The organism is Kribbella yunnanensis, from assembly GCF_039529655.1.
GTDB lineage: Bacteria > Actinomycetota > Actinomycetes > Propionibacteriales > Kribbellaceae > Kribbella > Kribbella yunnanensis.
On the sequence record NZ_BAAANF010000018.1, the window covers coordinates 128,490 to 151,450 of the forward strand.

At 68.5% G+C, this 22,961-nt stretch carries 21 protein-coding genes; 7 read left to right on the forward strand and 14 right to left on the reverse strand.

Features of this window, described 5'->3' with window-relative positions:
* Nucleotides 1-3 precede the first annotated feature (3 nt).
* The 5 genes from acnA to ABD231_RS28240 form a co-directional block, all read right to left on the reverse strand.
* Nucleotides 4-2,778 carry an aconitate hydratase AcnA gene (gene acnA, locus ABD231_RS28220; protein WP_344158474.1) on the reverse strand — a complete coding sequence of 925 codons (2,775 nt, stop codon included), beginning with the start codon at nt 2,776-2,778 and terminating at the stop codon, nt 4-6.
* Between the two features lie 130 nt (nt 2,779-2,908).
* Entirely contained in the window at nt 2,909-3,850 is a 942-nt protein-coding gene (locus ABD231_RS28225) for an LLM class F420-dependent oxidoreductase (protein ID WP_344158476.1), read from the reverse strand.
* A gap of 10 nt (nt 3,851-3,860) precedes the next feature.
* Nucleotides 3,861-7,904 (reverse strand): hypothetical protein, encoded by a 4,044-nt coding sequence (locus ABD231_RS28230; protein WP_344158478.1) that lies wholly within the window; start codon nt 7,902-7,904, stop codon nt 3,861-3,863.
* 64 nt (nt 7,905-7,968) lie between these two features.
* Nucleotides 7,969-9,150: a class I SAM-dependent RNA methyltransferase gene (locus ABD231_RS28235; RefSeq protein WP_344158480.1), complete on the reverse strand. Its 1,182-nt coding sequence runs from the start codon at nt 9,148-9,150 to the stop codon at nt 7,969-7,971.
* Nucleotides 9,147-11,174, reverse strand: a complete 2,028-nt coding sequence (locus ABD231_RS28240; RefSeq protein ID WP_344158482.1) for an APC family permease — start codon at nt 11,172-11,174, stop codon at nt 9,147-9,149. The genes ABD231_RS28235 and ABD231_RS28240 overlap by 4 nt, the downstream gene beginning before the upstream one ends.
* A gap of 92 nt (nt 11,175-11,266) precedes the next feature.
* Here ABD231_RS28240 and ABD231_RS28245 point away from each other — a divergent pair, with 92 nt between their 5' ends.
* Complete coding sequence (locus ABD231_RS28245; protein WP_344158484.1) at nt 11,267-11,929, forward strand: potassium channel family protein; 663 nt, start codon at nt 11,267-11,269, stop codon at nt 11,927-11,929.
* Complete coding sequence (locus tag ABD231_RS28250) at nt 11,929-12,609, forward strand: potassium channel family protein (protein WP_344158486.1); 681 nt, start codon at nt 11,929-11,931, stop codon at nt 12,607-12,609. Before ABD231_RS28245 ends, ABD231_RS28250 begins: the two co-directional genes overlap by 1 nt.
* 174 nt (nt 12,610-12,783) lie before the next feature.
* On the opposite strand, the gene ABD231_RS28255 is transcribed toward ABD231_RS28250, so the two are convergent.
* The 4 genes from ABD231_RS28255 to dut all read right to left on the reverse strand — a co-directional run bounded on the left by ABD231_RS28255 (nt 12,784) and on the right by dut (nt 15,095).
* Nucleotides 12,784-13,509 (reverse strand): DUF3159 domain-containing protein, encoded by a 726-nt coding sequence (locus ABD231_RS28255; RefSeq protein ID WP_344158488.1) that lies wholly within the window; start codon nt 13,507-13,509, stop codon nt 12,784-12,786.
* Nucleotides 13,502-13,891, reverse strand: coding sequence for an OB-fold nucleic acid binding domain-containing protein (locus tag ABD231_RS28260; RefSeq protein ID WP_344158490.1), 390 nt, complete (start codon nt 13,889-13,891; stop codon nt 13,502-13,504). Before ABD231_RS28260 ends, ABD231_RS28255 begins: the two co-directional genes overlap by 8 nt.
* Nucleotides 13,892-13,911: 20 nt before the next feature.
* A complete protein-coding gene (locus tag ABD231_RS28265; protein WP_344158492.1) occupies nt 13,912-14,562 on the reverse strand; it encodes a DUF3710 domain-containing protein in 651 nt (216 codons plus the stop codon).
* Between the two features lie 80 nt (nt 14,563-14,642).
* On the reverse strand, nt 14,643-15,095 hold the full coding sequence (gene dut / locus ABD231_RS28270; RefSeq protein ID WP_344158494.1) for a dUTP diphosphatase: 453 nt from the start codon (nt 15,093-15,095) through the stop codon (nt 14,643-14,645).
* A gap of 52 nt (nt 15,096-15,147) precedes the next feature.
* Here dut and ABD231_RS28275 point away from each other — a divergent pair, with 52 nt between their 5' ends.
* Nucleotides 15,148-15,603 (forward strand): DUF3093 domain-containing protein, encoded by a 456-nt coding sequence (locus ABD231_RS28275; protein WP_344158496.1) that lies wholly within the window; start codon nt 15,148-15,150, stop codon nt 15,601-15,603.
* Nucleotides 15,604-15,633: 30 nt separating this feature from the next.
* Nucleotides 15,634-15,948, forward strand: coding sequence for a DUF4235 domain-containing protein (locus tag ABD231_RS28280; RefSeq protein WP_344158498.1), 315 nt, complete (start codon nt 15,634-15,636; stop codon nt 15,946-15,948).
* A 76-nt stretch (nt 15,949-16,024) separates the two neighbouring features.
* On the opposite strand, the gene ABD231_RS28285 is transcribed toward ABD231_RS28280, so the two are convergent.
* From ABD231_RS28285 to ABD231_RS28295, 3 genes are all read right to left on the reverse strand, one after another.
* Nucleotides 16,025-16,324 carry a DUF4193 domain-containing protein gene (locus tag ABD231_RS28285; RefSeq protein WP_130379292.1) on the reverse strand — a complete coding sequence of 100 codons (300 nt, stop codon included), beginning with the start codon at nt 16,322-16,324 and terminating at the stop codon, nt 16,025-16,027.
* Between the two features lie 296 nt (nt 16,325-16,620).
* A complete protein-coding gene (locus ABD231_RS28290) occupies nt 16,621-17,412 on the reverse strand; it encodes an inositol monophosphatase family protein (protein WP_344158500.1) in 792 nt (263 codons plus the stop codon).
* Nucleotides 17,409-18,482 carry a ferrochelatase gene (locus ABD231_RS28295; RefSeq protein WP_344158502.1) on the reverse strand — a complete coding sequence of 358 codons (1,074 nt, stop codon included), beginning with the start codon at nt 18,480-18,482 and terminating at the stop codon, nt 17,409-17,411. The genes ABD231_RS28290 and ABD231_RS28295 overlap by 4 nt, the downstream gene beginning before the upstream one ends.
* A 103-nt stretch (nt 18,483-18,585) precedes the next feature.
* Here ABD231_RS28295 and ABD231_RS28300 point away from each other — a divergent pair, with 103 nt between their 5' ends.
* Nucleotides 18,586-19,785: an MFS transporter gene (locus tag ABD231_RS28300; RefSeq protein ID WP_344158504.1), complete on the forward strand. Its 1,200-nt coding sequence runs from the start codon at nt 18,586-18,588 to the stop codon at nt 19,783-19,785.
* Nucleotides 19,786-19,826: 41 nt separating this feature from the next.
* Nucleotides 19,827-20,702, forward strand: a complete 876-nt coding sequence (locus tag ABD231_RS28305) for a MerR family transcriptional regulator (protein ID WP_344158506.1) — start codon at nt 19,827-19,829, stop codon at nt 20,700-20,702.
* Here the strand turns inward: ABD231_RS28305 and ABD231_RS28310 are convergent.
* Complete coding sequence (locus ABD231_RS28310) at nt 20,699-21,304, reverse strand: trimeric intracellular cation channel family protein (protein WP_344158508.1); 606 nt, start codon at nt 21,302-21,304, stop codon at nt 20,699-20,701. The two genes, ABD231_RS28305 and ABD231_RS28310, sit on opposite strands and share 4 nt — an antisense overlap.
* A gap of 61 nt (nt 21,305-21,365) precedes the next feature.
* Entirely contained in the window at nt 21,366-21,818 is a 453-nt protein-coding gene (locus tag ABD231_RS28315) for a hypothetical protein (RefSeq protein ID WP_344158510.1), read from the reverse strand.
* Nucleotides 21,819-21,973: 155 nt separating this feature from the next.
* Between ABD231_RS28315 and ABD231_RS28320 the strand changes: the two genes are divergently transcribed.
* A complete protein-coding gene (locus ABD231_RS28320; protein ID WP_344158512.1) occupies nt 21,974-22,954 on the forward strand; it encodes a phosphotransferase in 981 nt (326 codons plus the stop codon).
* The last annotated feature ends 7 nt before the right edge of the window (nt 22,955-22,961 follow it).

Sequence of the window (22,961 nt, forward strand, 5' to 3'; positions counted from 1 at the left end):
TGATCAGTTGGCGATCAGGGAGCGCAGGACGTACTGCAGGATGCCGCCGTTGCGGTAGTAGTCCGCCTCACCGGGGGTGTCGATGCGGACGACCGCGTCGAACTCCTTGACCGCACCGGCCGGCGAGGTCGCGGTGACGTGCACGGTGCGCGGGATCGAACCGTCGTTCAGCGCGGTGACGCCGCTGATGTCGAACGTCTCCTCGCCGGTCAGACCGAGCGACTCCGCGTTCTCACCCTCGGGGTACTGCAGCGGCAGCACGCCCATCCCGATCAGGTTCGACCGGTGGATGCGCTCGAACGACTCCGTGATCACGGCCCGCGCGCCGAGCAGCGCCGTACCCTTGGCTGCCCAGTCGCGCGACGAACCCGAGCCGTACTCCTTACCGGCCAGGATGACCAGCGGCGTACCGGCCTCGGCGTAGGCCTCGGAGGCTTCGTAGATGCTCGTCACCGGCGCGTCGGCCTTGGTGAAGTCGCGGGTGAAGCCACCTTCGGTGCCCGGCGCGATCTGGTTGCGCAGGCGGATGTTCGCGAAGGTGCCGCGGATCATCACCTCGTGGTTACCGCGCCGCGAACCGTAGGAGTTGAAGTCCTTGCGGTCGATGTTGTGCTCGGCCAGGTACTTGCCGGCCGGGCTGTCGGCCTTGATCGCGCCGGCCGGGGAGATGTGGTCGGTGGTGACCGAGTCGCCCAGCTTGGCGAGCACCCGGGCCCCGGCGATGTCGGTCACCGGCGACGGCTCGTGCGCCATCCCCTCGAAGTACGGAGGCTTCCGCACGTACGTCGACTCTGGATCCCACGCGAAGGTCTTGCCCTCCGGCGTCGGCAGCGACTGCCAGCGCTCGTCACCGGCGAAGACGTCGGCGTAGTCCTTGGTGAACATCTCCTTGGTGATCGAGGTCGAGATCACGCTCTCGACATCGGCCGCGGACGGCCAGATGTCCTTCAGGAACACGTCGTTGCCGGCGGTGTCCTTGCCCAGGGCATCGGTCTCGAAGTCGAAGTCCATGGTGCCGGCCAGCGCGTACGCGATCACCAGCGGCGGGCTCGCCAGGTAGTTCATCTTCACGTCCGGGTTGATCCGGCCCTCGAAGTTGCGGTTGCCGGACAGCACCGACACCACCGCCAGATCGGCCGCCTGGACGCCGGCCGATACGGCCTCCGGGAGCGGGCCGGAGTTCCCGATACAGGTCGTGCAGCCGTAACCGACCAGGTGGAAGCCGAGCTTCTCCAGGTACGGCGTGACGCCCGCCTTCTCGTAGTAGTCGGTGACGACCTTCGACCCGGGGGCCAGCGAGGTCTTCACCCACGGCTTGGACGCGAGACCCTTGTCGACCGCGTTCTTGGCGAGCAGCGCGGCGGCCAGCATCACCGACGGGTTCGAGGTGTTCGTGCAGGAGGTGATGCTCGCGATCACGACGTGGCCGTGGTCGAGCTCGACCTCCTGGCCGTCCAGCGTGATCTTGGTCTTCTTGGTCGCCCGATCCTTGCTGGCGGCAACCTCATGCGGGCTGTCGTCGACATTGCCGTGCCCGTTCGGCGCGTCGCTGGCCGGGAAGCTGCCGGTCTCGGACGGGTCGACGTCCTTCTCCTCGGCGGCGTAGTCCGGCAGCACGCCGCGGAACGACTCCTTGGCCTTGCTCAGCTCGATCCGGTCCTGCGGACGCTTCGGTCCGGCGATCGACGGTACGACGGTCGACAGGTCCAGCTCGAGGTATTCCGAGAACCGCGGCTCGACGGCCGGGTTGTGCCACAGCCCCTGCTCCTTGGCGTACGCCTCGACCAGCGCGACGTCCTGGTCGGCGCGACCGGTCAGCCGCAGGTAGTCCAGCGTGACGTCGTCGATCGGGAACATCGCCGCGGTCGAACCGAACTCCGGGCTCATGTTGCCGATGGTGGCGCGGTTGGCCAGCGGGACCGCCGCGACGCCATCACCGTAGAACTCGACGAACTTGCCGACCACACCGTGGGCGCGCAGCATCTGGGTGATCGTCAGTACGACGTCGGTCGCAGTCACGCCGGTCGGCACCGCACCGGTGAGCTTGAAGCCGACGACCCGCGGGATCAGCATGCTGACCGGCTGGCCGAGCATCGCGGCCTCGGCCTCGATACCGCCGACACCCCAGCCCAGCACACCAAGGCCGTTCACCATTGTGGTGTGACTGTCGGTGCCGACGCAGGTGTCCGGGTAGGCCTGGCCGTTGCGGACCATCACGGTCCGGGCCAGGTGCTCGATGTTCACCTGGTGCACGATGCCGGTGCCCGGCGGGACGACCTTGAACTCGTCGAACGCGGTCTGGCCCCAGCGCAGGAACTGGTACCGCTCACGGTTCCGCCCGTACTCGAACTCCACGTTGCGCTCGAAAGCATCCGGCGTACCGAACACGTCGATGATGACCGAGTGGTCGATGACCAGTTCGGCCGGCGCCAACGGGTTGATCTTGGTCGGGTCACCGCCCAGCTCGGCCACGGCTTCGCGCATCGTGGCCAGGTCGACCACACACGGCACCCCGGTGAAGTCCTGCATGATCACCCGGGCCGGGGTGAACTGGATCTCCGTGTCCGGAGCCGCGTTCTGGTCCCAGTTGCCGAGTTTGCGGATGTGGTCGGCGGTGATGTTCGCGCCGTCCTCGGTGCGCAGCAGGTTCTCCAGCAGCACCTTGAGGGAGTAGGGCAGCGTCTCCGCCCCCTCGATACCCGCCAACCTGAAGATCTCGTACGACTGTCCGTTGACCTCGAGTGCCCCCTGGGCACCGAAGCTGTCGACGCTCGCCATCAACCTGCTCCTCTATCCGGTCCAGTTCCGCTGGGGCCCATCCTCCCGGGCCCCCGGCCCGGCCACGAGGTCAGGTAAACCTAACCTCGTGGCGGGGAAGTCTCTCGACATCAAGATACACGACATCGAGTCACTTCCGTGAGGAAACCTGGGGCAGAACCTCCGCCGCGATCAGGTCCAGGTGGTCCAGGTCCTGCAGATCCATGATCTGCACGTACTGGCGCTGCGAACCTGCTGCCGCGAACTGACCCAGGCGGTCGACGACCTCGGCCGGCGTACCGGCGATGGCGTTGGCCCGCAGGTCGTCCGCGTCCCGGCCGATCGCATCTGCCCGCTGCTTCACCTCGGCGTCGTCCTTCCCGACGACGACAGTGTGCGCGGTCGACAGACTCAGCGTCTTCGGGTCGCGACCGGCCGCCGTACAGGCTGCTTGGACGCGCTCGAACATCACCGCGGTCTGCTCGACCGAACGGAAGCCGGCGTTGAACTCGGCGGCGTACTGCGCGGCGAGGGCCGGCGTGCGCTTCTTGCCAGCACCGCCGACGATGATCGGCGGGTGCGGCTGCTGGATCGGCTTCGGCAGCGCCGGGGAGTCGGTGATCTGGTAGTGCTCGCCCTCGAAGTTGTACTTCTCCCCCAGCGGCGTGTCCCACAGCCCGGTGATCAACGCGAGCTGCTCGGTCAGCAGGTCGAACCGCCCCGGCGTATCCGGAAAGTCCAGCCCGTACGCCGCGTGCTCCGCCTCGAACCATCCCGCGCCGAGCCCGAGCTCCGCGCGACCGCCGCTCATCTGGTCAACCTGGGCGACGGTGATCGCGAGGACACCCGGGTTGCGGAAGGTGGCCGAACTGACGAGCGTGCCGAGCTTGATGCGCTTCGTCTCGCGGGCCAGCCCGGCCAGCGTGATCCAGGCGTCGGTCGGGCCCGGCAGGCCGTCTCCGTCGCCCATCGCGAGGTAGTGGTCGGAGCGGAAGAACGCGTCGAAGCCGTTCTCCTCGGTCTTCTTGGCGACGGCGAGGAGATCGTCGTACGAGGCGCCTTGCTGGGGTTCGGTGAAGATCCTGAGAAGCATGCGGACAACGCTATCTCGCGCTGGTGTACAGCTTCTCCACGTACGACGGTTGCCACTGCGGAGCCCGCGCTGTCAGGCGACGAGCCAGGTTGCCGACGTCCAGCCGCGACTCGACCGGCGTGTCCCACCACTCAGGCACCTGGTCGTACCACCGGTCGATCCGCAGCGTGCGCCCGGCGGCGTCGAGGCGCGCGAACAACCACCCACCGTGCTCCCCCTGAGCCTCGGTCACCCACAGATCCCCAAGCAACTCGCTCAACTTGTCGGCCGCAAACTCAGGGTCGTCGACCTCAGGCGGCTCCAGATCAAACCGGTACGACGGCGCCCCCGGATCAAGCACCTGCACCTGAATCGTGAACCCAGAAGGCACGATCGCAGTCCTCGCTCGACACCAAGCGTGCAGCGCATCAAACGCCGGCGATCCCTTAGGCCGCGGCCGACTCCGCTCCCGCTCAGCCCGCATGGCTTCCTCAAGCGACCCCGGCACAAGCTCGACCCCAGGCCCATCAGCCCCAACAAGCCCCAGCCCCGGAATAGACATCCCACCCGCACTAGCCAGCGCGCCCAGCCCCGCCGGCGTCCCGAGGCCCGCCTCCCCACGACCAGCCTCGGCGTACCCCTCCTGTGGCGCACCCACGCCAGAGCCCGCCTCGGCAAACCCCGCCTGCGGTTCACCGTCGCGGTCCGCCTCGGCGTACGCCGACTGCGCTTCACCGTCATCGCGGCCCGCCTGGGCGTACGCCGTCTGCGGCTCATCATCGAACACCGCCGGAATCACCCCGGTCGGCTCATCCTCCGCCCACTCCTCATCCGGCCCGCCGCCCTGCGCATACTCATTCGCCGACCACCCGTCGCCGCCCGCCTCGCCATCCTGCGCGCGCCCGCTGTCGGACCACGCCTCGGCAACTGGCTCGCCATCCGGCACGTGCCCGTTCTGCGGCCACGCCCCAGCGACCGGCTCGCCGCCCTGGACGTGCGCGTCCTCCGACCACGCCTCGGCGATTGGCTCGCCGTACGGCGCATGCCCGTTCTGAGCGTGCACCTCCGGCTCGTCGTACTGCGCGTGTGCCTCCGGCTCGCGAGTCAGCGCATCAGACGCACCGGCGCGCTCCCACTCGTCCTCAGCCGGTTCCTGCATGGCGGCAGCGGCGTCGACCACGGGGATCTCACCGGTCGGCTCGTCGTCACCAACCACAGACGCGACCTGCCCCGGCTGCCCATCCGGCCACGGAGACGGCTCCCGCGGCTCAGGAACAGGCTCCGGCCCAGGTTCAGGTGCCGGCACCGGATCCGGCACAGGCTCCGGCTCCCCCGGCGGCACCGGCTGCGGAACCGGCTCCGGCTCCGGCTGCGGCATCGGTTCAGGCGTCGGGTACGGCGTCGGGTCGGGGCCTGGATAGGGAGTTGGGTCCGGACCGGGGTACGGCGTCGGGTCCGGGCCGGGGTAGGGATTCGGCTCCGGCGTGGGATACGGGGTCGGATCTGGAGCGGGGTACGGCGTTGGATCCGGGACGGGGAAGGGCGACGGCTCAGGGTCCGGGTACGGCGTCGGGTCTGGGCCGGGCCGCGGTGTCGGATCCGGAGTGGGCGTCGGCTCTGGTGTCGGGTGCGGGTAAGGATCCGGCTGGGGCTCGGGTGTCGGAAGGGGGTCCGGGCCTGGTGCGGGGTACGGGTCCGGGCCTGGGGCCGGGCGCGGGTCCGGGGACGGATGAGGGGTCGGAACAGGCTGCGGATCCGTCGGCTGCGGCCAGGGGCCCGGGGTGGGCTGCGGCCACGGCTGCGGGTGAGGCTCGACCTGAGCTTGAGGGTATTGATCAGTCGAGGCTTCGACGATCACGGGAATCTCAGCCGTCTCGTCGTCCAGTACGGCGTCGGGTTCGGCACCCGCTCCCGGAGCAAACGGACTGCCCGACGACTCGCCAACTCCCGCAGACTGCCGCCCGAACGGACTCCCCGCATCCGGCTCCCCCGCGCGAGCGGGACTCGGGGGGAACTGGTCGGCCGACGTACGGGGTGGCTCGGCTGACTGCGGTGCGAATGGGGACGCGTCGACCGCACCCGCGTTGGCGGCGGGTACAACGGGGTTCGCCGCCTGCCGGGTGGATTCGCCCTGGTGCGGCGCGAATGGGTTGCCCGTCGTCGGTTCAGCGCGGTCCGACGTACCACCGGCTAGCTCAGGCGAGGCGACGGGATCAGCTACCGCCGGAGCGAACGGCGACGGGCCGGTGAACGAGGCCTCGTCGTCAGCCGGTACGGCGGCGATCTCCGCAGTGGGTGCATCGTCGTCATCGGCGAAAGCAGCAGCCGGGGTGCCGACCTCGGGGCTCGAGCCGTCGGAAGCGGTCGGCTGTGCGGGGCTGGGAGCCGCCGGAGCGTTGGTGGTGCTCGGCGCAGACGCGCTGGAGGACGGCGGCGCCTCGACCCACTGGCCGTTGACCCAGGCTGGGCCGCCCCAGCCCTCGTTCGCCTGTCCGGGACCCGCCGCAACCTGCGGATCCGCTGCAGGAGCTGCAGGCGGGTGACCAGCAGCCGCACCCCGATCCGACGCACGAGCGACCGGCGAATGATCCGCCGTCACATCCGAATCGTGCACAGGAGCAAACGGCGAGTAGGCCGCCGTCGCCTGCGGATCCGCTGCAGGAGCAGAAGGCGGGTGGCCAGCAGCCGCACCCTGATCCGACGCACGAGCGACCGGCGAGTGATCTGCCGTCACGTCCGAATCGGACACAGGAGCGAACGGGGAGTGGGGTGCCGTCGCATCCGGCCCTGGTGCGAAAGGCGAGTGGGGTGCCGGCTGCTCGGGGGTGATGGGTGGGCGCTCGGCGGTTGCGTCGTTGGGCTGGGCGTCTTGGAAGGGGTTGTATTCGCTGGTGGCGTCGGCGTCGGACCAGGCGGGTTGTTCGGCGGTTTCCCAGTCTGGGTCGGGGGTGGTGGGGGTTGCTGGGGTGTCGGCGAAGAGGCTGGCGTAGAAGTCGTCGCCTTCGTGGCGGCCGCCGCCTACGCGTGGGGGCTCCGACGAAGGCAGGCGGTTGTAGGGGAGGCCGTTGTCGGGGACGTCCGTCGGGACGTAGGAGCCGGGCGCGGGAGCGGCGGGTGGGGCGGCGGCCGGCGTACTGGGCTCGTCTTGTTTGCGGCGGCGGAGCCAACCCTGCTTCTTGCCGACTACCCCGTACTCATCGGACTTCTCATCACGCCCGAAAGGAACCTGCTGGTACGCCGCAGGTTGACCGGACTCGAGCGGGATCCCGCCGGTGTCGGTGGCGATCGGCTGCCCGGTGAACGGGCTGATTCCCGGCGGCACGACGAACGATTCCTCGTCGTACCCGGCCCGGCCGTCGTCGCGTGCTCCAGTCACGACAGGCTCAACGACCGAACCCACCGGTGCGTCAGGCTCGGACGGAAACTTTTCCGCGACTGCAAGATTCGCGCTGAACTCCCGCGCCGCAGCCACTCCGACCGGGATGTTCGGCTGCACCGGCGACCGCGGGTCGATGGTGAACGCCGCGAAGAACGCACCCAGCGCCTCGGGCGTGATCGCCCCACCGGTCCGAATCAACGCGATCCCCGCCGGAAGCAGCGAGTCGAGACCACCGAGGTAGTCGGCCCACTCCGCGACCCACTCGATCATTTCGCGGGCGGAGTCCTCCTCCGAGGTGATCCAACCGCCGATCTCCAGGAACCCGTCCGGCACCGGCTCCCACGGATCACCCTCGTACGCCGCCCGCGCCCAAGTCCCGTTGAAGGCGCCGTAGACGAACCCCAGCTCCCCCGCCGCGAGCCGCTGCCGCACCTCCGGCTGGCCGATCCACTCCGGCGAGCCGGCCAGCAGATCCGACCCAGCCGTCTGACTGTGCTGAGTCTGATACCCGAAGAGCACCGCCCGCCCGTCACCGAGCCGCTGAAGCCGCAGGATGGAGCCCGTCTCGTCCTGGTGGTAGTACCCGCCCATATCGGCGTACCACCGCCGGTCGAAACCGGTGGCGTGGGACACGGCGGCCAGCGCGCTCCAGCGAGCGCGCAACTCCTCCGGGTCGTCGAGGTCAACGAGCGGCATTCAGGTCTCCAGCGCATTGGAATCCAGAGCCAGCACGCTACCCCGTGGCCGGTGTACCCACCACTCAGCTGTCCACAGGCTGCAACACGGCCACGCACTCGATGTGGTGTGTCATCCCGAACAGGTCGAACGCCCGCAACGACGCGATCCCGTACCCGAGCCGCCCGAACATCTTCAGATCCCGCGCCAGCGCCGCCGGATCGCACGCCACATACGCGATCCGCCGCGGCGACAGCGCCGCAATACGCCGTACGACGTCCTTCCCGGCACCCGTGCGCGGCGGATCCAGCACCACCAGGTCGACGTGCTCAAGCCCTTGCCCGGCCGCAGCGTTCAGCACCCGGTCCACGTCGCCGGCCTCAAGCGTCACGCTCGGCAGGTCGTGCAGATTGCGACGCGCGTTCTTCACCGCGTCCTTGTCACCCTCCACCGCCAGCACCGAGCACCCAGCCTCCGCCAGGAAGGCCGCAAACAGCCCCACGCCGGAGTACAGGTCCAGAGCCGTCTCCCCGGCCGCAGGCTCGAGTCCGCTCATCACAGCGTCCACCAGCGTCTCCGGTGCAGCCGGGTGCACCTGCCAGAAGCCACCGGCCTCCACCCGGAACCGCCGGTTCCGCACGACCTCCACAACCCGCCCAGCAGGTGTGGAGTCAGTCAGTACGGCGGTCTTCCCTTCAGACGACACAACCGCCTGCACGGATGTCACACCCGGCCACCGCTGTCCCAGCACATCCGGAGTCCCCGGGTGAGCGATCAGACACTTGTCGATCGGGATCAGCTCGTGAGAGCGGTGTGCCCGCATCCCCGGGCGTCCGTCCACTACGGCGTACCGCTGTCGTGTCCGCCAGCCGAGGCCCTCGTCCCCTGGTGACTCCATCACCACGGTCCGCTCGATCCCACCGATCCGCCGGAGCGTGTCCGAGACCACGGTGGCCTTCAGCCGGCGCTGCTCGACGATGTTCGCGTGCTGGAAGTCGCAGCCACCGCACAGCCCCGGACCCGCGTGCGGGCACGGCGGCTCGATCCGCTGCGGTGACGGCGTCAGCACCTGTACGGCGTCCGCCCGCAGGTACTTCGCGGTCTGCTCAGTGATGCGGGCATGCACCAGCTCACCCGGCAGCGCGTGGCGGACGAAGACGACCTGCCCTTCGTACCGGGCCACACAGTGGCCGCCGTGCGCCACTGGTCCTACCTCGACCTCAACTACCGTCCCGACGATGCTGTCGGCTGTGTCCTCGGCTGTCACCGATCTCCTGACGACTTGCGGGGCCCTCGACGTACCTGTCCGGCCACTCGTTCCTCCCGGTCCTGCCGCTCCTCCGCAGCCTGCGACGAGATCAGCTGGTAAGGAACGGACGTAACCATGACACCAGGTGTAAACAAGAGCCGCCCCTTGAGCCGCAGTGCGCTCTGGTTGTGCAGCACGTGTTCCCACCAGTGGCCGACCACGTATTCGGGGATGTAGACCATCACCACGTCCCGCGGCGACTGCCTGCGGATGTCCCGCACGTACTGCAGGATCGGCCGGGTGATCTCCCGGTACGGCGATGCCAGTCGCTTCAGCGGGATCGGGATCCCCATCCGGTCCCACTCCGACTGCAGTACGTCGGACTCGGCCCGGTCGACGTCCACCGTGACCGCCTCGACCGTGTACGGCCGGGCCGCCTTGGCGAACGCCAGCGCCCGCAGTGTCGGCTTGTGCAGCTTGGAGACCAGCACGATGGCGTGCACGCGGGACGGCAGCATCAGCGTCTCGTCACCATCCACAGCCGTCTGCTTACCGACCGTGTCGTAGTGCCGGCGGATCCCTTTCATCAGCAGGAACAGCACAGCCATCGCGATGATCGCGATGTAGGCGCCGTGGGTGAACTTGGTGATCAGCACGATCACCAGCACGGTGGCGGTCATCGTCAGACCGACCGTGTTGATCACCCGGGACCGCATCATCTGCCGGCGCTTGCCGCCGTCGGTCTCGCTCTTCAGGTGCCGCGTCCAGTGCCGGATCATGCCGAACTGGCTGAGCGTGAAGCTGACGAACACTCCGACGATGTACAGCTGGATCAGCTTGGTGACCTCGGCGTCGAAGGCGATGATCAGCCCGATCGCGCAGAGCGCCAGCAGGATGATGCCGTTGCTGTAGGCAAGCCGGTCGCCGCGGGTGTGCAACTGCCGCGGCAGGTAACCGTCGCGGGCCAGGATCGAGCCGAGGACCGGGAAGCCGTTGAACGCCGTGTTCGCGGCCAGCACCAGGATCAGCATGGTCGCGCCGATCACCAGGTAGAAGCCGGGCGGGAAGTTCGAGAAGACCGAGTCGGCGATCTGGGCGATCACGGTCTTCTGGGCATATCCGGCGCCGACCGGTTCGCCGTTCTGGGTCAGCTGGGTCGCGGGGTCCTCGGCGAACCGCAGCCGGATCTTGTCGGCGAGGAACAGGATGCTCATCAGCATCGTGACCGCGATCGTGCCGAGCAGCAGCAGCGTGGTCGCCGCGTTCTTGCTCTTCGGCTTCCGGAACGCCGGTACGCCGTTGCTGATCGCCTCGACACCGGTCAACGCGGCACAGCCCGATGAGAACGCCCTGGCGAGCAGGAACACCGCCGCGAGCCCGTTGAAGATCTCGTGTCCCGGTTCGGGCCTGACCTCGAACTGCGCGCTCTCGGCCATCGGCAGTTCGCCGAAGGCATACCGGATCACACCCCACAGCGCCATACCGATGACTGCGAGCATGAAGACGTACGTCGGGATCGCGAAGAAGGCCCCGGATTCGCGGACGCCGCGCAGGTTCATCGCGGTCAGCAACAGGACGAGCCCGACCCCGATCGGCACCTCGTGGCCGGCCAGGAACGGGAGTGCGGACTTCGCGTTCTGGACCCCTGACGAGATCGACACGGCCACCGTCAGCACGTAGTCGACCATCAGCGCACTGGCCACGGTCAGACCGGCCGTCGGACCGATGTTGACCGTGGCAACCTCGTAGTCCCCACCACCCGACGGATAGGCGTGCACGTTCTGCCGGTACGACGCGACCACGACCAGCATCACGAACGCGACCAGCAGGCCGATCTTCCAGGAGAAGCTGTAGGCGGCCAGACCGGCCAGGGACAGGGTCAGGAAGATTTCGTCAGGTGCGTAAGCGACCGAGGACAGTGCGTCACTGGCGAACACCGGCAGGGCGAGCCGCTTGGGCAAAAGCGTCTCACCCAGCTGGGTGCTGCGCAGTTTGCGACCGAGCAGCAGCCGTTTACCGATATCGCCGAGAGCGGGAGTCACAGGGAGATGTTAGAGGGCCCCCGAGTCTCCTGTAGCGTCTATCCCTGCCGAACCGACCATTGTGCCCCGACGGGGCAAGGAGTGATCAGCGAGTGCACGTCGTCATCATGGGGTGCGGCCGCGTCGGGTCGACGCTGGCGAGAAACCTCGAGAAGCGTGGCCACACGGTCGCGATCATCGACCAGTCCGCCGACTCCTTCCGCCGGCTGAGCCCGAACTTCACCGGCCGTACGGTCACCGGGATGGGCTTCGACCGTGAGGTGCTCATCGACGCCGGGATCGAGGAGGCCGAGGCGTTCGCCGCGGTCTCGAACGGCGACAACTCGAACATCCTGGCCGCGCGCGTCGCCCGGGAGAACTTCGGGATCGGCAACGTGGTGGCCCGGATCTACGACCCGGGCCGCGCCGAGGTCTACCAGCGACTCGGTATCCCCACCGTCGGCACGGTCCGCTGGACCGTCGACCAGATGATGCGCCGGCTGCTGCCCGAGGGCTCGGAGCCGGAGTGGCGCGACCCGTCCGGCACCGTCCGCCTGGCCGAGGTGCACGTGCACTCGGCCTGGGTCGGGCGGCTCGCCTTCGACATCGAGAAGGCCACCGGCGCGCGCGTCGCGTTCCTGACCCGGCTCGGCGAGGGCATCCTGCCCAAGGCCGACACGGTCATCCAGGAGGGCGACCTGGTCCACGTCGTGATGCTGGAGCGGGACGCCGCCGCGATCGAGTCCCAGCTCGGCACCAAGCCTGAGGAGCTGTGATGCGGGTAGCCATCGCCGGGGCCGGCCAGGTCGGCCGGTCGATCGCCAGCGAACTGCTGGACAACGGCCACGAGGTCCTCCTGATCGACAAGGACCCCCGAGCCATCAAGGCCGAGTCCGTCCCGCGCGCCGAGTGGCTGCTGGCCGACGCCTGCGAACTCTCGTCCCTCGAGGAAGCAGCCCTGCAACGCTGCCAGGTGGCCATCGCCAGCACCGGCGACGACAAGGTCAACCTCGTCGTCTCCCTACTCGCCAAAACCGAGTTCGGCGTCCCCCGCACCGTTGCCCGGGTCAACCATCCCCGCAACGAGTGGATGTTCAACGAGGCCTGGGGCGTAGACGTCTCCGTCTCCACCCCCCGCATCATGTCCGCCCTGGTAGAAGAAGCAGTCTCGGTCGGCGACCTCGTCCGCCTCTTCACCTTCCGCCAAGGCGACGCCAACCTCGTCGAGCTCACCCTCCCCGAGGACTCCCCCATGATCGGCCGCCGAGTAGGCGACATCGACTGGCCCCTAGACACAGCCCTGGTCGTCATCCTCCGCGAAGGCCGAGTCCTCCGCCCAGACCCCGACGGCACCCTCGAACTGAACGACGAACTCCTCTTCGTCGCAGCCGACGAAACCGAAGAGCAACTAGAAGACATGCTCTCCCCCCACCACCACCGCCCAGGCCGCGACTAGCAGCAAGAGCCCCAAAAGCGTCCAGAGGTCGACTGGGTGCCCCGAGCTAGACGCGCAGTTGTTGTGGGTGTGGACAGGAAATGGGGGCGGTGAACAAGGCATAACTTGTTCAAGCCCCCCACACCGGGTGCACACCCCCGGGATGCACGTGGGACTGCTGAGCTGACCGGCTGCCTAGTTCTCGCGAGCGGGCTCGTCGGCTTTCTTGTCTTCGGCCGGGGCAGGCGGAGTCGGCTGGGTGCCTTTGAGGAGATGGGTGAAGTTTTCTTTGACTTCGTCCCACTTGTCTTCGGACATGGAGCCGCGGAGGACTGCGTAGGCCGCCCAGAGGGTGAGGGCGTAGAAGGGGAGGCCTAGGGCGATCTTGGCTACGCCTAGGGCGCTGACGCTGTTGGTCAGGTAGAGGGGCAGCATGACGGCCAGGCGGATGCCTACCTGGGCTGCGAAGACCATGGTCACGCGGGTGAGGGCTCGGTTGAGCTCTACGTCCTGGCGCCAGGCCAACCACGTCTGGGTGATCGCGCCGTACAGGAGGCCGAACAGCGGGTACCGGGTGATCAGGGTGACCGCGTAGAGCGTGAAGAAGCTTGCGTTCAGGATGATGCCGGGGAGGAAGACGTCTTCGGCCTGGCCGGTGCGGGAGGCGGTGAAGGCGGAGATGCCGACGCCGATGAAACCGCCGATGACGTTGGCGATCGGTTTGCGCTGGATCAGGCGGATGATGCCGACCACGGCGGCGGCCGAGATGGCGACGATCAGGGCGAGCTTCAGGTCGTGGTCGCTGAAGGCGTAGACGACGGTGAAGGCGATCCAGGGCAGGCCGATGTCGACCAGCATGCCGACCCAGCCGAGCACCTGCTTCGTGGTGCTCTTCGGAGGCTTGACGTCGGTGTCAGCCATGGGCGGCCGTCGGGCGCAGCTCGTAGCGCGGGTTGAACATCACCCGGTCGCCGTCGACGACGCCGATCCGGCCGGAGGCGGTCAGCTCGGAGCCCGGGTGGATACCGGCGATCTTGCGCCGGCCCAGCCAGACCAGCTTCACGGTGCCGGTGCCGTCGTACAACTCACCCTCCAAGGCCGGTACGCCGCCGCGCGGGCTGAACGTGATGGTCCGCAACGTGCCGTACAGCGTGACGACCTCGCGGTCGCGGCAGCCGGTGATCGACCGCGCGCCACAGTCGAGCGCGTAGTCCTGAAGGACCTCGGCGTCCTGCTGGTCCCGGTCGCCGGCCAGCCCGCGGAAGGCCCGCCGGAACAGGCCGGCGGGTTTGTCGCTACCCATAGTCGTGATTGTAGTCCGGGTTACGCCTGCTCCGTGCCTTCCACCGGCTGGGCACCTTCGGGCAGCCGCAGCGGCAGGGACTCACGCACGGCCATCGGCTCGTCACCGCGGACGACGATCACCTCGCGCAGCGTCTGCTCGAGCGGTGCAGCGGCCTCCGGCTCGACCGCGGCGCGGCCGAGGATGGTGGCGCGCAGCAGCCAGCGCGGGCCGTCGATGCCGACGACGCGGGAGGTCTGGCTGTAGATCTTGCCGTCCGGATCCTCGACCGGTACGACGAGCACCAGGTCGGTTCCGAACGAGCTCTCGCTCTCGGTCGCGGTACCGCCCATCCGGGTCGCCTCGCCGGCGATCTCCTGACGCACCTCGGACCAGATGCCGCTGCGCTTCGGCGCGGCGAAGGCGCGCAGCTCCAGTGCCGACTCCTCGACCACCAGCAGGATGGCCTGCACCTCGCCGGACTGCTCGTCGACCTGCAACCGCAGTTCCATCCCCGGCAGGCCGCTGATCACCAGGGCACCGAGGTCGATCCGGTCGTCGGCCTCGAGCAGTTCCGCGTCCACCTCGGTGGAGTCGAACGGACCCTCGGCACGCGGATCCGCCGTACCCGTGCCTGCTTCTTCGACCTCGGTCTCGAGGTCTTCGTTCTTGCCCTTACGGCGGAAGATCACAGCCGTTCCCTACTTCCCTGAATCGATTCCTACGGCGGCCGTAGTCTGGCGCATCACTGGTGTCACCCGGCGCACCAGCCTCAGCGTGTCACATTCCCAAAACCGCCGGTCGAGCCGTACCCACCTTCGCCACGGTCCGAGCCCGGCAGTGTGGTCACCTCGACGAACTTGGCCTTCTCGACCTGCTGGATGATCAGCTGCGCGATCCGATCGCCGCGCTTCAGCGTCACCTCGGCGTGCGGGTCGAGATTGATCAGGCAGACCTTGATCTCACCCCGGTAGCCCGCGTCCACGGTGCCCGGTGCGTTCACGATCGACACCCCGTGTTTGGCCGCCAGACCGGACCGCGGGTGCACGAAGGCGACGTACCCGTCCTGCAGGGCGATCGCGATGCCGGTCCCGACCAGGCCGCGCTCGCCGGGTTTGAGGGTGATGTCGGAGACCGCCACCAGGTCCGCGCCGGCGTCGCCGGGATGCGCGTACGCCGGGATCGGCAGGTCAGGGTCGAGTCGCTGGATGAGAACCTCGGTCACGAGAAGCGACCCTACCGACGCGGTCCGGCACACCACATGCCAGGCTGGCCCTGTGGGTGTCTACCGCGAAAGACTGAGCGTGCCGGTGTCATGGTGGATCATCTCCGCCGCCGCTGTTGCGACGCTGTTCGTCATCACTGCTGTCCCGGCCGGACTGCTCGCCGGCGTGATCGTCGGTGCCGTCGCACTACTGGTGCTGCTGGCCTTACTGATCCGGTACGGCGGCGCCCGCGTCGAGGTGGATGACGAGCGCCTCCGCGCCGGCCGCGCGGTCATCGAACGCGCGCATCTCGGCGCAGCCGAAGCCCTGACCGGTGAGGCCGCCCGGAACGCCTTCGGCCGCGACTGCGCCCCCCAGTCCTACCTGCTGCTGCGCAGCTACGCCCGGGGCGCCGTGCGGGTCGCGATCACCGATCCAGGCGACCCAGCGCCGTACTGGGTGGTCGCCACGCGCCACCCGGAGCGATTGGCAGCAGCCCTGAGCGGGAACAGCGTGACAAGATCCTGACTGTCAGGTAACTCGCAAGGAGGGCATGTCGTGGTCGGAGCCAAGATCGGCTGGAAGCTGGTGCAGACCGCGTTCTCGGTCGCAGTCGGTATCGCCGCCAGCAAGGCGGTCAGTACGGCCTGGAAACTCGGCTCGGGCGGTAAGCCGCCGAAGAAGGGCCAGGGCGGGTACGTCGAGGTGGCGGCCTGGGCGGCTGCCAGCGCGGCGGCCGCTGCCGTGGCGACGGTGTTCGCCGAGCGCCAGGCCGCGTCGTACTACTTGAAGTCGACCGGGCACGCCCCGCCCGGGTGGGAGCAGGACTCCACGACCCGGATCGGGCTCGTGAAGAGCATCGACAAGGACTGATTCGGACACGACGACGGGACCGTTCCCCGCGAGGGGACGGTCCCGTTGACGTTAAAACGAAGAAGAGGGCTGCAGGTCAGGCTGCGCAGTCGCGGCAGATCAGCTGCCCGTTCTTCGTCTCTGCGAGCTGGCTGCGGTGGTGAACCAGGAAGCAGCTCGAACACGTGAACTCGTCGGCCTGGCGTGGCAGCACCCGCACTGCCAGCTCTTCGTGACTCAGGTCGGCACCGGGCAGCTCGAAGCTCTCGGCCGCCTCCGCCTCGTCCTCGTCGACCTTGCCGGAGTTCTTGTCGTGACGGCGAGTCTTCAGTTCCTCGATCGACTCTTCGGAAGCGTCCTCGTCCGTCTTGCGCGGGGCGTCGTAATCAGTCGCCATGGTGTTCCCTGCCCTCTTCGTACCCGTGGTGTTGCCTTGCTGAGCCCTTGAACGGGTGGAGTGGCCGAGAAATTCCGCGCTGAGGTACAGCGCCGAACGTTTCGTCCCCCGAAACCCTTGACAGCCAGGCCGGGAGCGGCAACTTCCGCTCCCGAGGACGGGATTGTGCCCTATCGGAGGCCCTTCGCGCGCGCCGGGGTCCAACTTGTGACCCGCGTGTCGCAACAATTGTCAGGACCGAACAATTGAATGCTCATTACTGCTCAGTTCGAGCAGAAACGAACCCTCAACTGCAATCAGGCGCGCAGCGGGTTCGCCTCGGCCAGCAGGTCGTGGAAGGGTCCGAACAGCCCCGGAGCGGCCGCGATCGACATCTCCGGTGAGACCGGCTCCCCGTGCAGCCCGCCGACCCGCGCACCCGCCTCGGAGGCGATCAGCGCGCCGGCGCCGTAGTCCCACGGGTTCAGACCGCGCTCGTAGACCGCGTCCAGCCGGCCGCACGCCACGTAGCAGAGGTCGATCGCGCCGACCCCGATCCGGCGAATGTCGCGGACCTTGGCGATCAGATGCGAGATCACGTCGGCCTGGACCTGGCGCCGTGCCGGGTCGTAGCCGAAGCCGGTCCCGACCAGCGCCTTCGCGAGCTCGGAGCAGTCCGACGACTTGATCGGCTTGCCGTCGAGGAACGCACCGCCGCCGAGAGTCGCTGTGAACACCTCGCCCTTCGGCGCGTCCACGACCACCCCGGCGACCGTCGTACCGTCGACCTCGACCGCGATCGAGACGGCGTACGTCGGGTGGTCGTACAGGTAATTGACCGTGCCGTCGATCGGGTCGACCACCCAGCGCACTCCGCTGGTGCCGACCACGTCGTCACCCTCCTCGCCGAGGAACGAGTCGTCCGGCCGGGCCTGCAGCACCCGGGCCCGGATCAGCTCCTCGGACTCCCGGTCGACCGCGGTGACCACGTCGGTGATCGTGCTCTTGGTGTCGGCGACCGTGATGGTCCCCCGTCGCCGCTCGACGATCAGGGCCGCCGCTTCCTCGGCGACCGTCACTGCGAGCTTCAAGAGGTCCTGGGGGTTCATGCAGATTCCTTCACAGCAGATGGTCGGGCCGGACGGCGTAGTGGCGGGCAGCAGTCGTGCCGGCAGTCGTCCCAGGCGGCGCCGAGCTTGCCGACGCACGGCCGATCCGGCTGCTCACCGCGCTCGGCGGCCGCCCGCTCCAGGACCAGGTCGCGCAGCATGGTGACGAACCGCTCGTCGGTCCCGGGCGTCGCGGCCCGGGCCATCGGCAGCCGGAGCTTCTCAGCAGTCGCGGCCGCCTCGGTGTCGAGGTCGTAAATGACCTCCATGTGGTCGCTGACGAACCCGATCGGTACGACGGCCACCCCGGGCGCCCCGTCAGCCGCCAGAGCCTCCAGGTGGTCGTTCACGTCCGGCTCGAGCCACGGCACCTGCGGCGGGCCGGACCGCGAGCAGTAGACGAGGTCGGTACGCCGGGTCTGTCCGGTACGGCGCTCCAGCTCCGCATCGATTTCCGCAGCCACGTCCAGGTGCCAGTCGACGTACCCGTTGCCGTCCGGACCGCTGGTGTCGTTCATCGCGTTCGGGATCGAGTGGGTGACGTACGCGATCGCACTGCCCTCGGGCAGCGTGCTGAGCGCGTCGGCGGTCGCCTCGACGAACGAGCCGACGAAACCCGGGTGATTCGCGTAGTGGCGCAGCTTGTCGAGCCGCGGCGCGTTCGGTACGTCGCGGGCCGCGTCCTCCAGGTTCTCGCGGTACTGCCGGCAGCCCGAGTACGACGGGTAGGCGGCGGTCACGATCACCACCGCCCGGCGGATGCCGTCGGCCGCCATCTCGCGCAGCGTGTCGGTCAGGTACGGCGCCCAGTTCCGGTTACCCCAGTAGATCGGGAGCTCGATCTCCTCCCGCAGTGCGGCCAGCAGCGCGCGGTTCTGGTCGTTGATCGGGCTCTTGCCGCCGAACGAGTAGTAGTGCTCGCCGACTTCCTTCAACCGCTCGTCCGGGATACCCCGGCCCCGGGTCACGTTCTGCAGGAAGGGCAGCACGTCTTCGGGCTTCTCGGGTCCTCCGAAGGACAGCAGGAGGACGGCGTCGTACGGGGCAGCATCTGTGGTACCGACGGGCATGGATCCAGTCTCTCAGCCCGGGGGAAACGGCGGTGCTCGGGGCATTCAAAGCAGGCACGTCGATGTCAGGACTTGGTCGTCGAGCGGTTAAGGTGCAACTGCCATGCTGAAGCCTTACTTGCACCTGATGCGCCGTCCCGGCGCCGGCGCGTTCTTCAGTGCCGGTGTGCTCGGGCGGATGCCGATCTCGATGACCGGTCTCGGTGTCGTCATCCTGATCGCCCGGGAGAGCGGTTCGTACGGCCTGGCCGGTGCAGTCTCCGGCGTGGCCGTCGTCGCGGGTGCGGTGACCGGTCCGATCCAGGGCCGGCTGGTCGACCGCTTCGGCCAGCGGATGCTGCTGATCGTCGGCTCAGTGCTCTGCACGGTCGGGCTCGCCGGGCTGCTGGTAGCGGTCCGCGCCGACTCGCCCACCTGGGTGCTCTACGCACTCGCCTTCGTTGCCGGAGGCACCCGTCCGCAGGTCGGCTCGTTCGTCCGGGCGCGCTGGACCCACCTGCTCGGCCGCGGCCGAGCGCTGCAGACGGCGTTCGCTCTGGAAGCGGTCGGTGATGAGGTCGTCTTCATCATCGGTCCGGTCGTGGTCACCTTCCTGGCGACCGAGATCAGCCCGTACGCCGGCCTCGCCACGGCCGGCGTACTCGGTCTGCTCGGGGGTCTGTGGCTCGCGTTCCTGCGCGGCTCGGACCCGCCTGGCCGGGGCAAGGCGAACGGCAAGGAGCAGGCGCCGATGCCGTGGGTGTCGATCGCACTGCTCAGCCTGATCGGTCTGGGTCTCGGTGCGACCCTCGGTGGTGCTGAGGTGATCACGGTCGCCTTCGCCACTGGAAAGGGCCAGGCCAGTATGGCTGGCGTCGTACTGGCCATCTGGGCGTTCGGCAGCCTGCTGGCCGGGCTCTGGTACGGCTCGGTGCACTGGCGAGCCCCAGTGGAGCGCCGGCTGCTGATCGGCACGATCCTGCTCGCCATCACCCTGGCACCCCTCCCCTGGGTCGACAGCGTCTGGTTGCTCGGCGTCGTCCTGTTCTGCTGCGGTATGACGATCGCCCCGACCATGGTCGCGGTCACCGCGTGCGTCGAGGAGTGGGTCCCGCCCGAGCGCCTCACCGAAGCCATCACCTGGACCGTCACCGGCATCCTTCTAGGCGTAGCCCCCGGCAACGCCGCCGCCGGTCACGCGGTAGACCTGTGGGGTCCCTCGGACGCCTACTGGGTTCCCGTGGCCGTAGGTATCGCCTGCGCCTTCATCGCCGCCGCCTCCATTACCTTCGCCCGGCCCAAAACCACCTTCGCCCACAACTAGACTTTGCATCTCCTCCTAGGGGAGATGTGAGAGTTCCGGGCATGGACCATTCGATCGGTGAGATCGCGCTCCGAGCAGGGGTCACGGTGAAGACCGTGCGCTACTACTCGGACCTCGGCCTGCTCGATTCCTGGCGCGCGCCGTCCGGGCATCGTAGGTACGACGAGGATGCGGTCGGCCGGCTCGAGCTGATCCGACGGCTGCGTGCACTGGGCATCGACGTACCGACTGTCCGAGCCGTGCTGACCGGCGAACGCGCGCTCTCCGACGTGGCCGCGGCACACGCCGAGGCGCTGGGAGTGCAGATCCGCACTCTCCAGCTCCGGCAGGCAGTGTTGCGCGTGGTCGCTCAACGCCCTGAGGAGATCCATCAGATGTCTGACCTGACCGAGTCCGACGACGACCGCCAGGCGCTCGTCACCGACTTCCTGGACGCTGTCATCGGCGACGATCCCGAGCTGCGGGGCGTCCGGCAGACGCTCACACCCGAGCTGCCCGACGACGCCGCCGACCACCAGCTCTGCGCCTGGTTCGAGCTCGCCCAGATGCTGACGGACACCGCGTTCCGCGCGACCGTCCGGCAGATGGTCGACGACTACCGCGCCGACGACCTCCGGCCCGGTGTCGTCGCCACCCTTCGCCAACGAGTCGGCCCGGCCCTCGCGGCAGCCGTCGATCCGGCCTCACCGGAGGCCCGTGCGCTGGTCGACGAGATCACGGCCGACTACGCGCGCCGGGTCGGCAGACCTGCCGACGACGAGCTGCGCGCCCGGCTGAGCAGTCTGCTCGACACAGCCGGGGATCCGCGGTGGTTCCGGTACCTCCGGCTGCTCGCCGCGGTCAACGGGTGGCAGGACCCTGAGCCGTTGCAGCCGATCTACGACTGGACCCGCACCGCCCTTCGGCACGCCGGCTAGTGGGTTCGGGGTAGGGGCGCGTTCCAGCCGCGGCGGATGGCGAGGAGGCGAATGGTGAAGCAGGTGAGCACGGCGACGTACGAGACCCAGATCGCGTCGTACTCGAGCGCCCCCGCCACCACCACGATCGTCGCCCCCAGGAACGCCGGAGTCGCGTAGATCTCCCGGCGCAACACCACCGGGACCCGCCCACTGAGCAGGTCCCGGATCACCCCACCCCCGATCCCCGAGATCGTCCCGAGCAACGCCGCCGAGAGTGGCGAGAGTCCGTACGCCATCGCCTTCAACGCACCGGTCACGCAGAACAACCCGAGCCCGGCCGCGTCGAAGATGTTGACCAGCCGCTCCAACCGCTCAATCCCCGGATGCAGAAAGAAGGTCACCAGCCCAGCAACGATCGGCACCACGAGATAACGCCAGTCCTTCAGCGCGGCCGGTGGCGTAGCACCAATCAGTACGTCGCGAATGAACCCACCGCCGAGCCCGGTCACCAACGCCAGCACCTGGATCCCGAACACATCCAGCTGCTTCCGTACCCCGACCAGCGCACCGGTGATCCCGAACACAAAGATCCCGATCAGATCCAGCACGTGCAGAGCCACATCCGCACGCTACCTCGCCCCCACGCGGGCGCCCGGTACGACGCCCACGTGAAAGCTCGTGTCAGCAGGGACGAACGGTGTAGACCGGGGTCAGGTCCCGGACCACGTGCGGCTCCTGCCCCGCCGTCCCGAACGAGTACAGGTGGTTGCCGCTGGCGCCGTACATGCTGACGATCGCGCCGCCAGTCTGGTTGTTCTTGAGCCCTCCCTCGCCGTACGCCTCCGACAGTCGGTAGGTGGTGCACGCCAGCATGTCGAAGACACGCCAGTTGCCACCCGGCTCGTTCCACACGGCCAGGCAAGCCCGGCCGGACCGGCAGTTGTATTCGTAGAAGTTGTTCCGGCCAACGTAGGTGGCACGTTCCGGCGCCGGCGACATCCCCGGCGTCCCGGCCGCGACCGCAGCGGGCTGTGCGACAACCGCCGGAGCTTCCTTCGCCACGGCCTGCGACCCACCGGCCAGCGCCATGCCCAGCGCCGCCAGTGTGATGCCGATCATGCGTCCCTTGTGCATATGTCCCAACCCCTTCGGTCCAGCTCGAACGAGAAATTTCGCTGCGATGGTAAGGGGTGACAGATGGGTTCCGCTCGACCTTTCGATCTGGGTTTCAACCCTCTCGGATTAAACCCCGCGCGGTGTAGTGCACTGGCCCTCTATCGTCTGTGGGCATGAGCGGACCGCCTGATGTCGATTACAGTGCCACCTCGTCGCGCCCGACCTGGGATGCGTTGCCGGAGGCTCTTCAGCAGGCGCTGTCTGTTGCCTTGGGCACCGACATTGTGAGTGCCGCGCCGTCGGTGACCTCCGGGTTCACGGGCGGGTTCGCGGCGCCGGTCCGCCTTGCCGACGGTCGCCGGGTGTTCGTGAAGGCGTCCGACAAGACACTGCACTCGTACGGCGCCTATCAGCGCGAAGCCGCGGTAGTCCCGCAGCTCCCGGCTGCAGCGCAGGCCCCTGCGATTGTCACCACAGCGCGGACGGAGGACTGGTTCGCGGTGGTGTCGGAGTGGGTGGATGCGCGGATGCCAGGTGCGCCGTGGACGCCTGCGGACTTCGCGTTGGTGACGGCCAGATGCGAGGCGATGGCGGAGACGCTGGCCCCGAGCCCGATCGCCGGGCTGGAGTCGTTCCTGAAGGACCTGGAGTCCGGGGAATCAGCGTTGCTCGTTCCCTCGCAGATCCTGGCCGGGGATCGTCCGCTGCCACGCGGACTACAGGAGTGGGTACCGCGGATCCTGCCTGAGCTGGCCGACCTGATGAACGCCGTACCGGAGGCCCTGTCCGGCGACGCGGCCGCGCACACCGACCTGCGGCCGGACAACCTGCTGATCGACATGACCGGCACCTGCTGGACAGTCGACTGGAACTGGCTGGCCCTCGGTCCGCGCTGGCTGGACTGGGTCGGCCTGCTCCCAGTCGCACAGCACCACGGCATCGACACCGGTACGGCGATCCGCAGCAGCCCGCTGACTGCCGACGTACCGGCTGATGAGCTCGACTGCTTCGTCGCCGTGGTCGCGGCGTACATGCTGAAGCACCCCGACACCCCACCGCCGACCGGAACCACGCAGGCGTTGCGTGAGCACCAGCGCTTCTACGCCTGGACCTTCCTGGACTGGCTGGCGACCCGACGTGGATGGACCGCCTAACGTTGAG

Bases quoted from the DNA above. Each gene is read 5' to 3' on its own strand.
- ABD231_RS28290 (WP_344158500.1), bottom strand. From the start codon at position 17,412: ATGAACCCCCAGGACCTCTTGAAGCTCGCAGTGACGGTCGCCGAGGAA.
- ABD231_RS28260 (WP_344158490.1), bottom strand. From the start codon at position 13,891: ATGGGTAGCGACAAACCCGCCGGCCTGTTCCGGCGGGCCTTCCGCGGG.
- ABD231_RS28250 (WP_344158486.1), top strand. From the start codon at position 11,929: ATGCGGGTAGCCATCGCCGGGGCCGGCCAGGTCGGCCGGTCGATCGCC.
- ABD231_RS28255 (WP_344158488.1), bottom strand. From the start codon at position 13,509: ATGGCTGACACCGACGTCAAGCCTCCGAAGAGCACCACGAAGCAGGTG.
- ABD231_RS28320 (WP_344158512.1), top strand. From the start codon at position 21,974: ATGAGCGGACCGCCTGATGTCGATTACAGTGCCACCTCGTCGCGCCCG.
- ABD231_RS28230 (WP_344158478.1), bottom strand. From the start codon at position 7,904: ATGCCGCTCGTTGACCTCGACGACCCGGAGGAGTTGCGCGCTCGCTGG.
- acnA (WP_344158474.1), bottom strand. From the start codon at position 2,778: ATGGCGAGCGTCGACAGCTTCGGTGCCCAGGGGGCACTCGAGGTCAAC.
- ABD231_RS28305 (WP_344158506.1), top strand. From the start codon at position 19,827: ATGGACCATTCGATCGGTGAGATCGCGCTCCGAGCAGGGGTCACGGTG.
- ABD231_RS28315 (WP_344158510.1), bottom strand. From the start codon at position 21,818: ATGCACAAGGGACGCATGATCGGCATCACACTGGCGGCGCTGGGCATG.
- ABD231_RS28225 (WP_344158476.1), bottom strand. From the start codon at position 3,850: ATGCTTCTCAGGATCTTCACCGAACCCCAGCAAGGCGCCTCGTACGAC.
- ABD231_RS28300 (WP_344158504.1), top strand. From the start codon at position 18,586: ATGCTGAAGCCTTACTTGCACCTGATGCGCCGTCCCGGCGCCGGCGCG.
- ABD231_RS28285 (WP_130379292.1), bottom strand. From the start codon at position 16,324: ATGGCGACTGATTACGACGCCCCGCGCAAGACGGACGAGGACGCTTCC.
- ABD231_RS28295 (WP_344158502.1), bottom strand. From the start codon at position 18,482: ATGCCCGTCGGTACCACAGATGCTGCCCCGTACGACGCCGTCCTCCTG.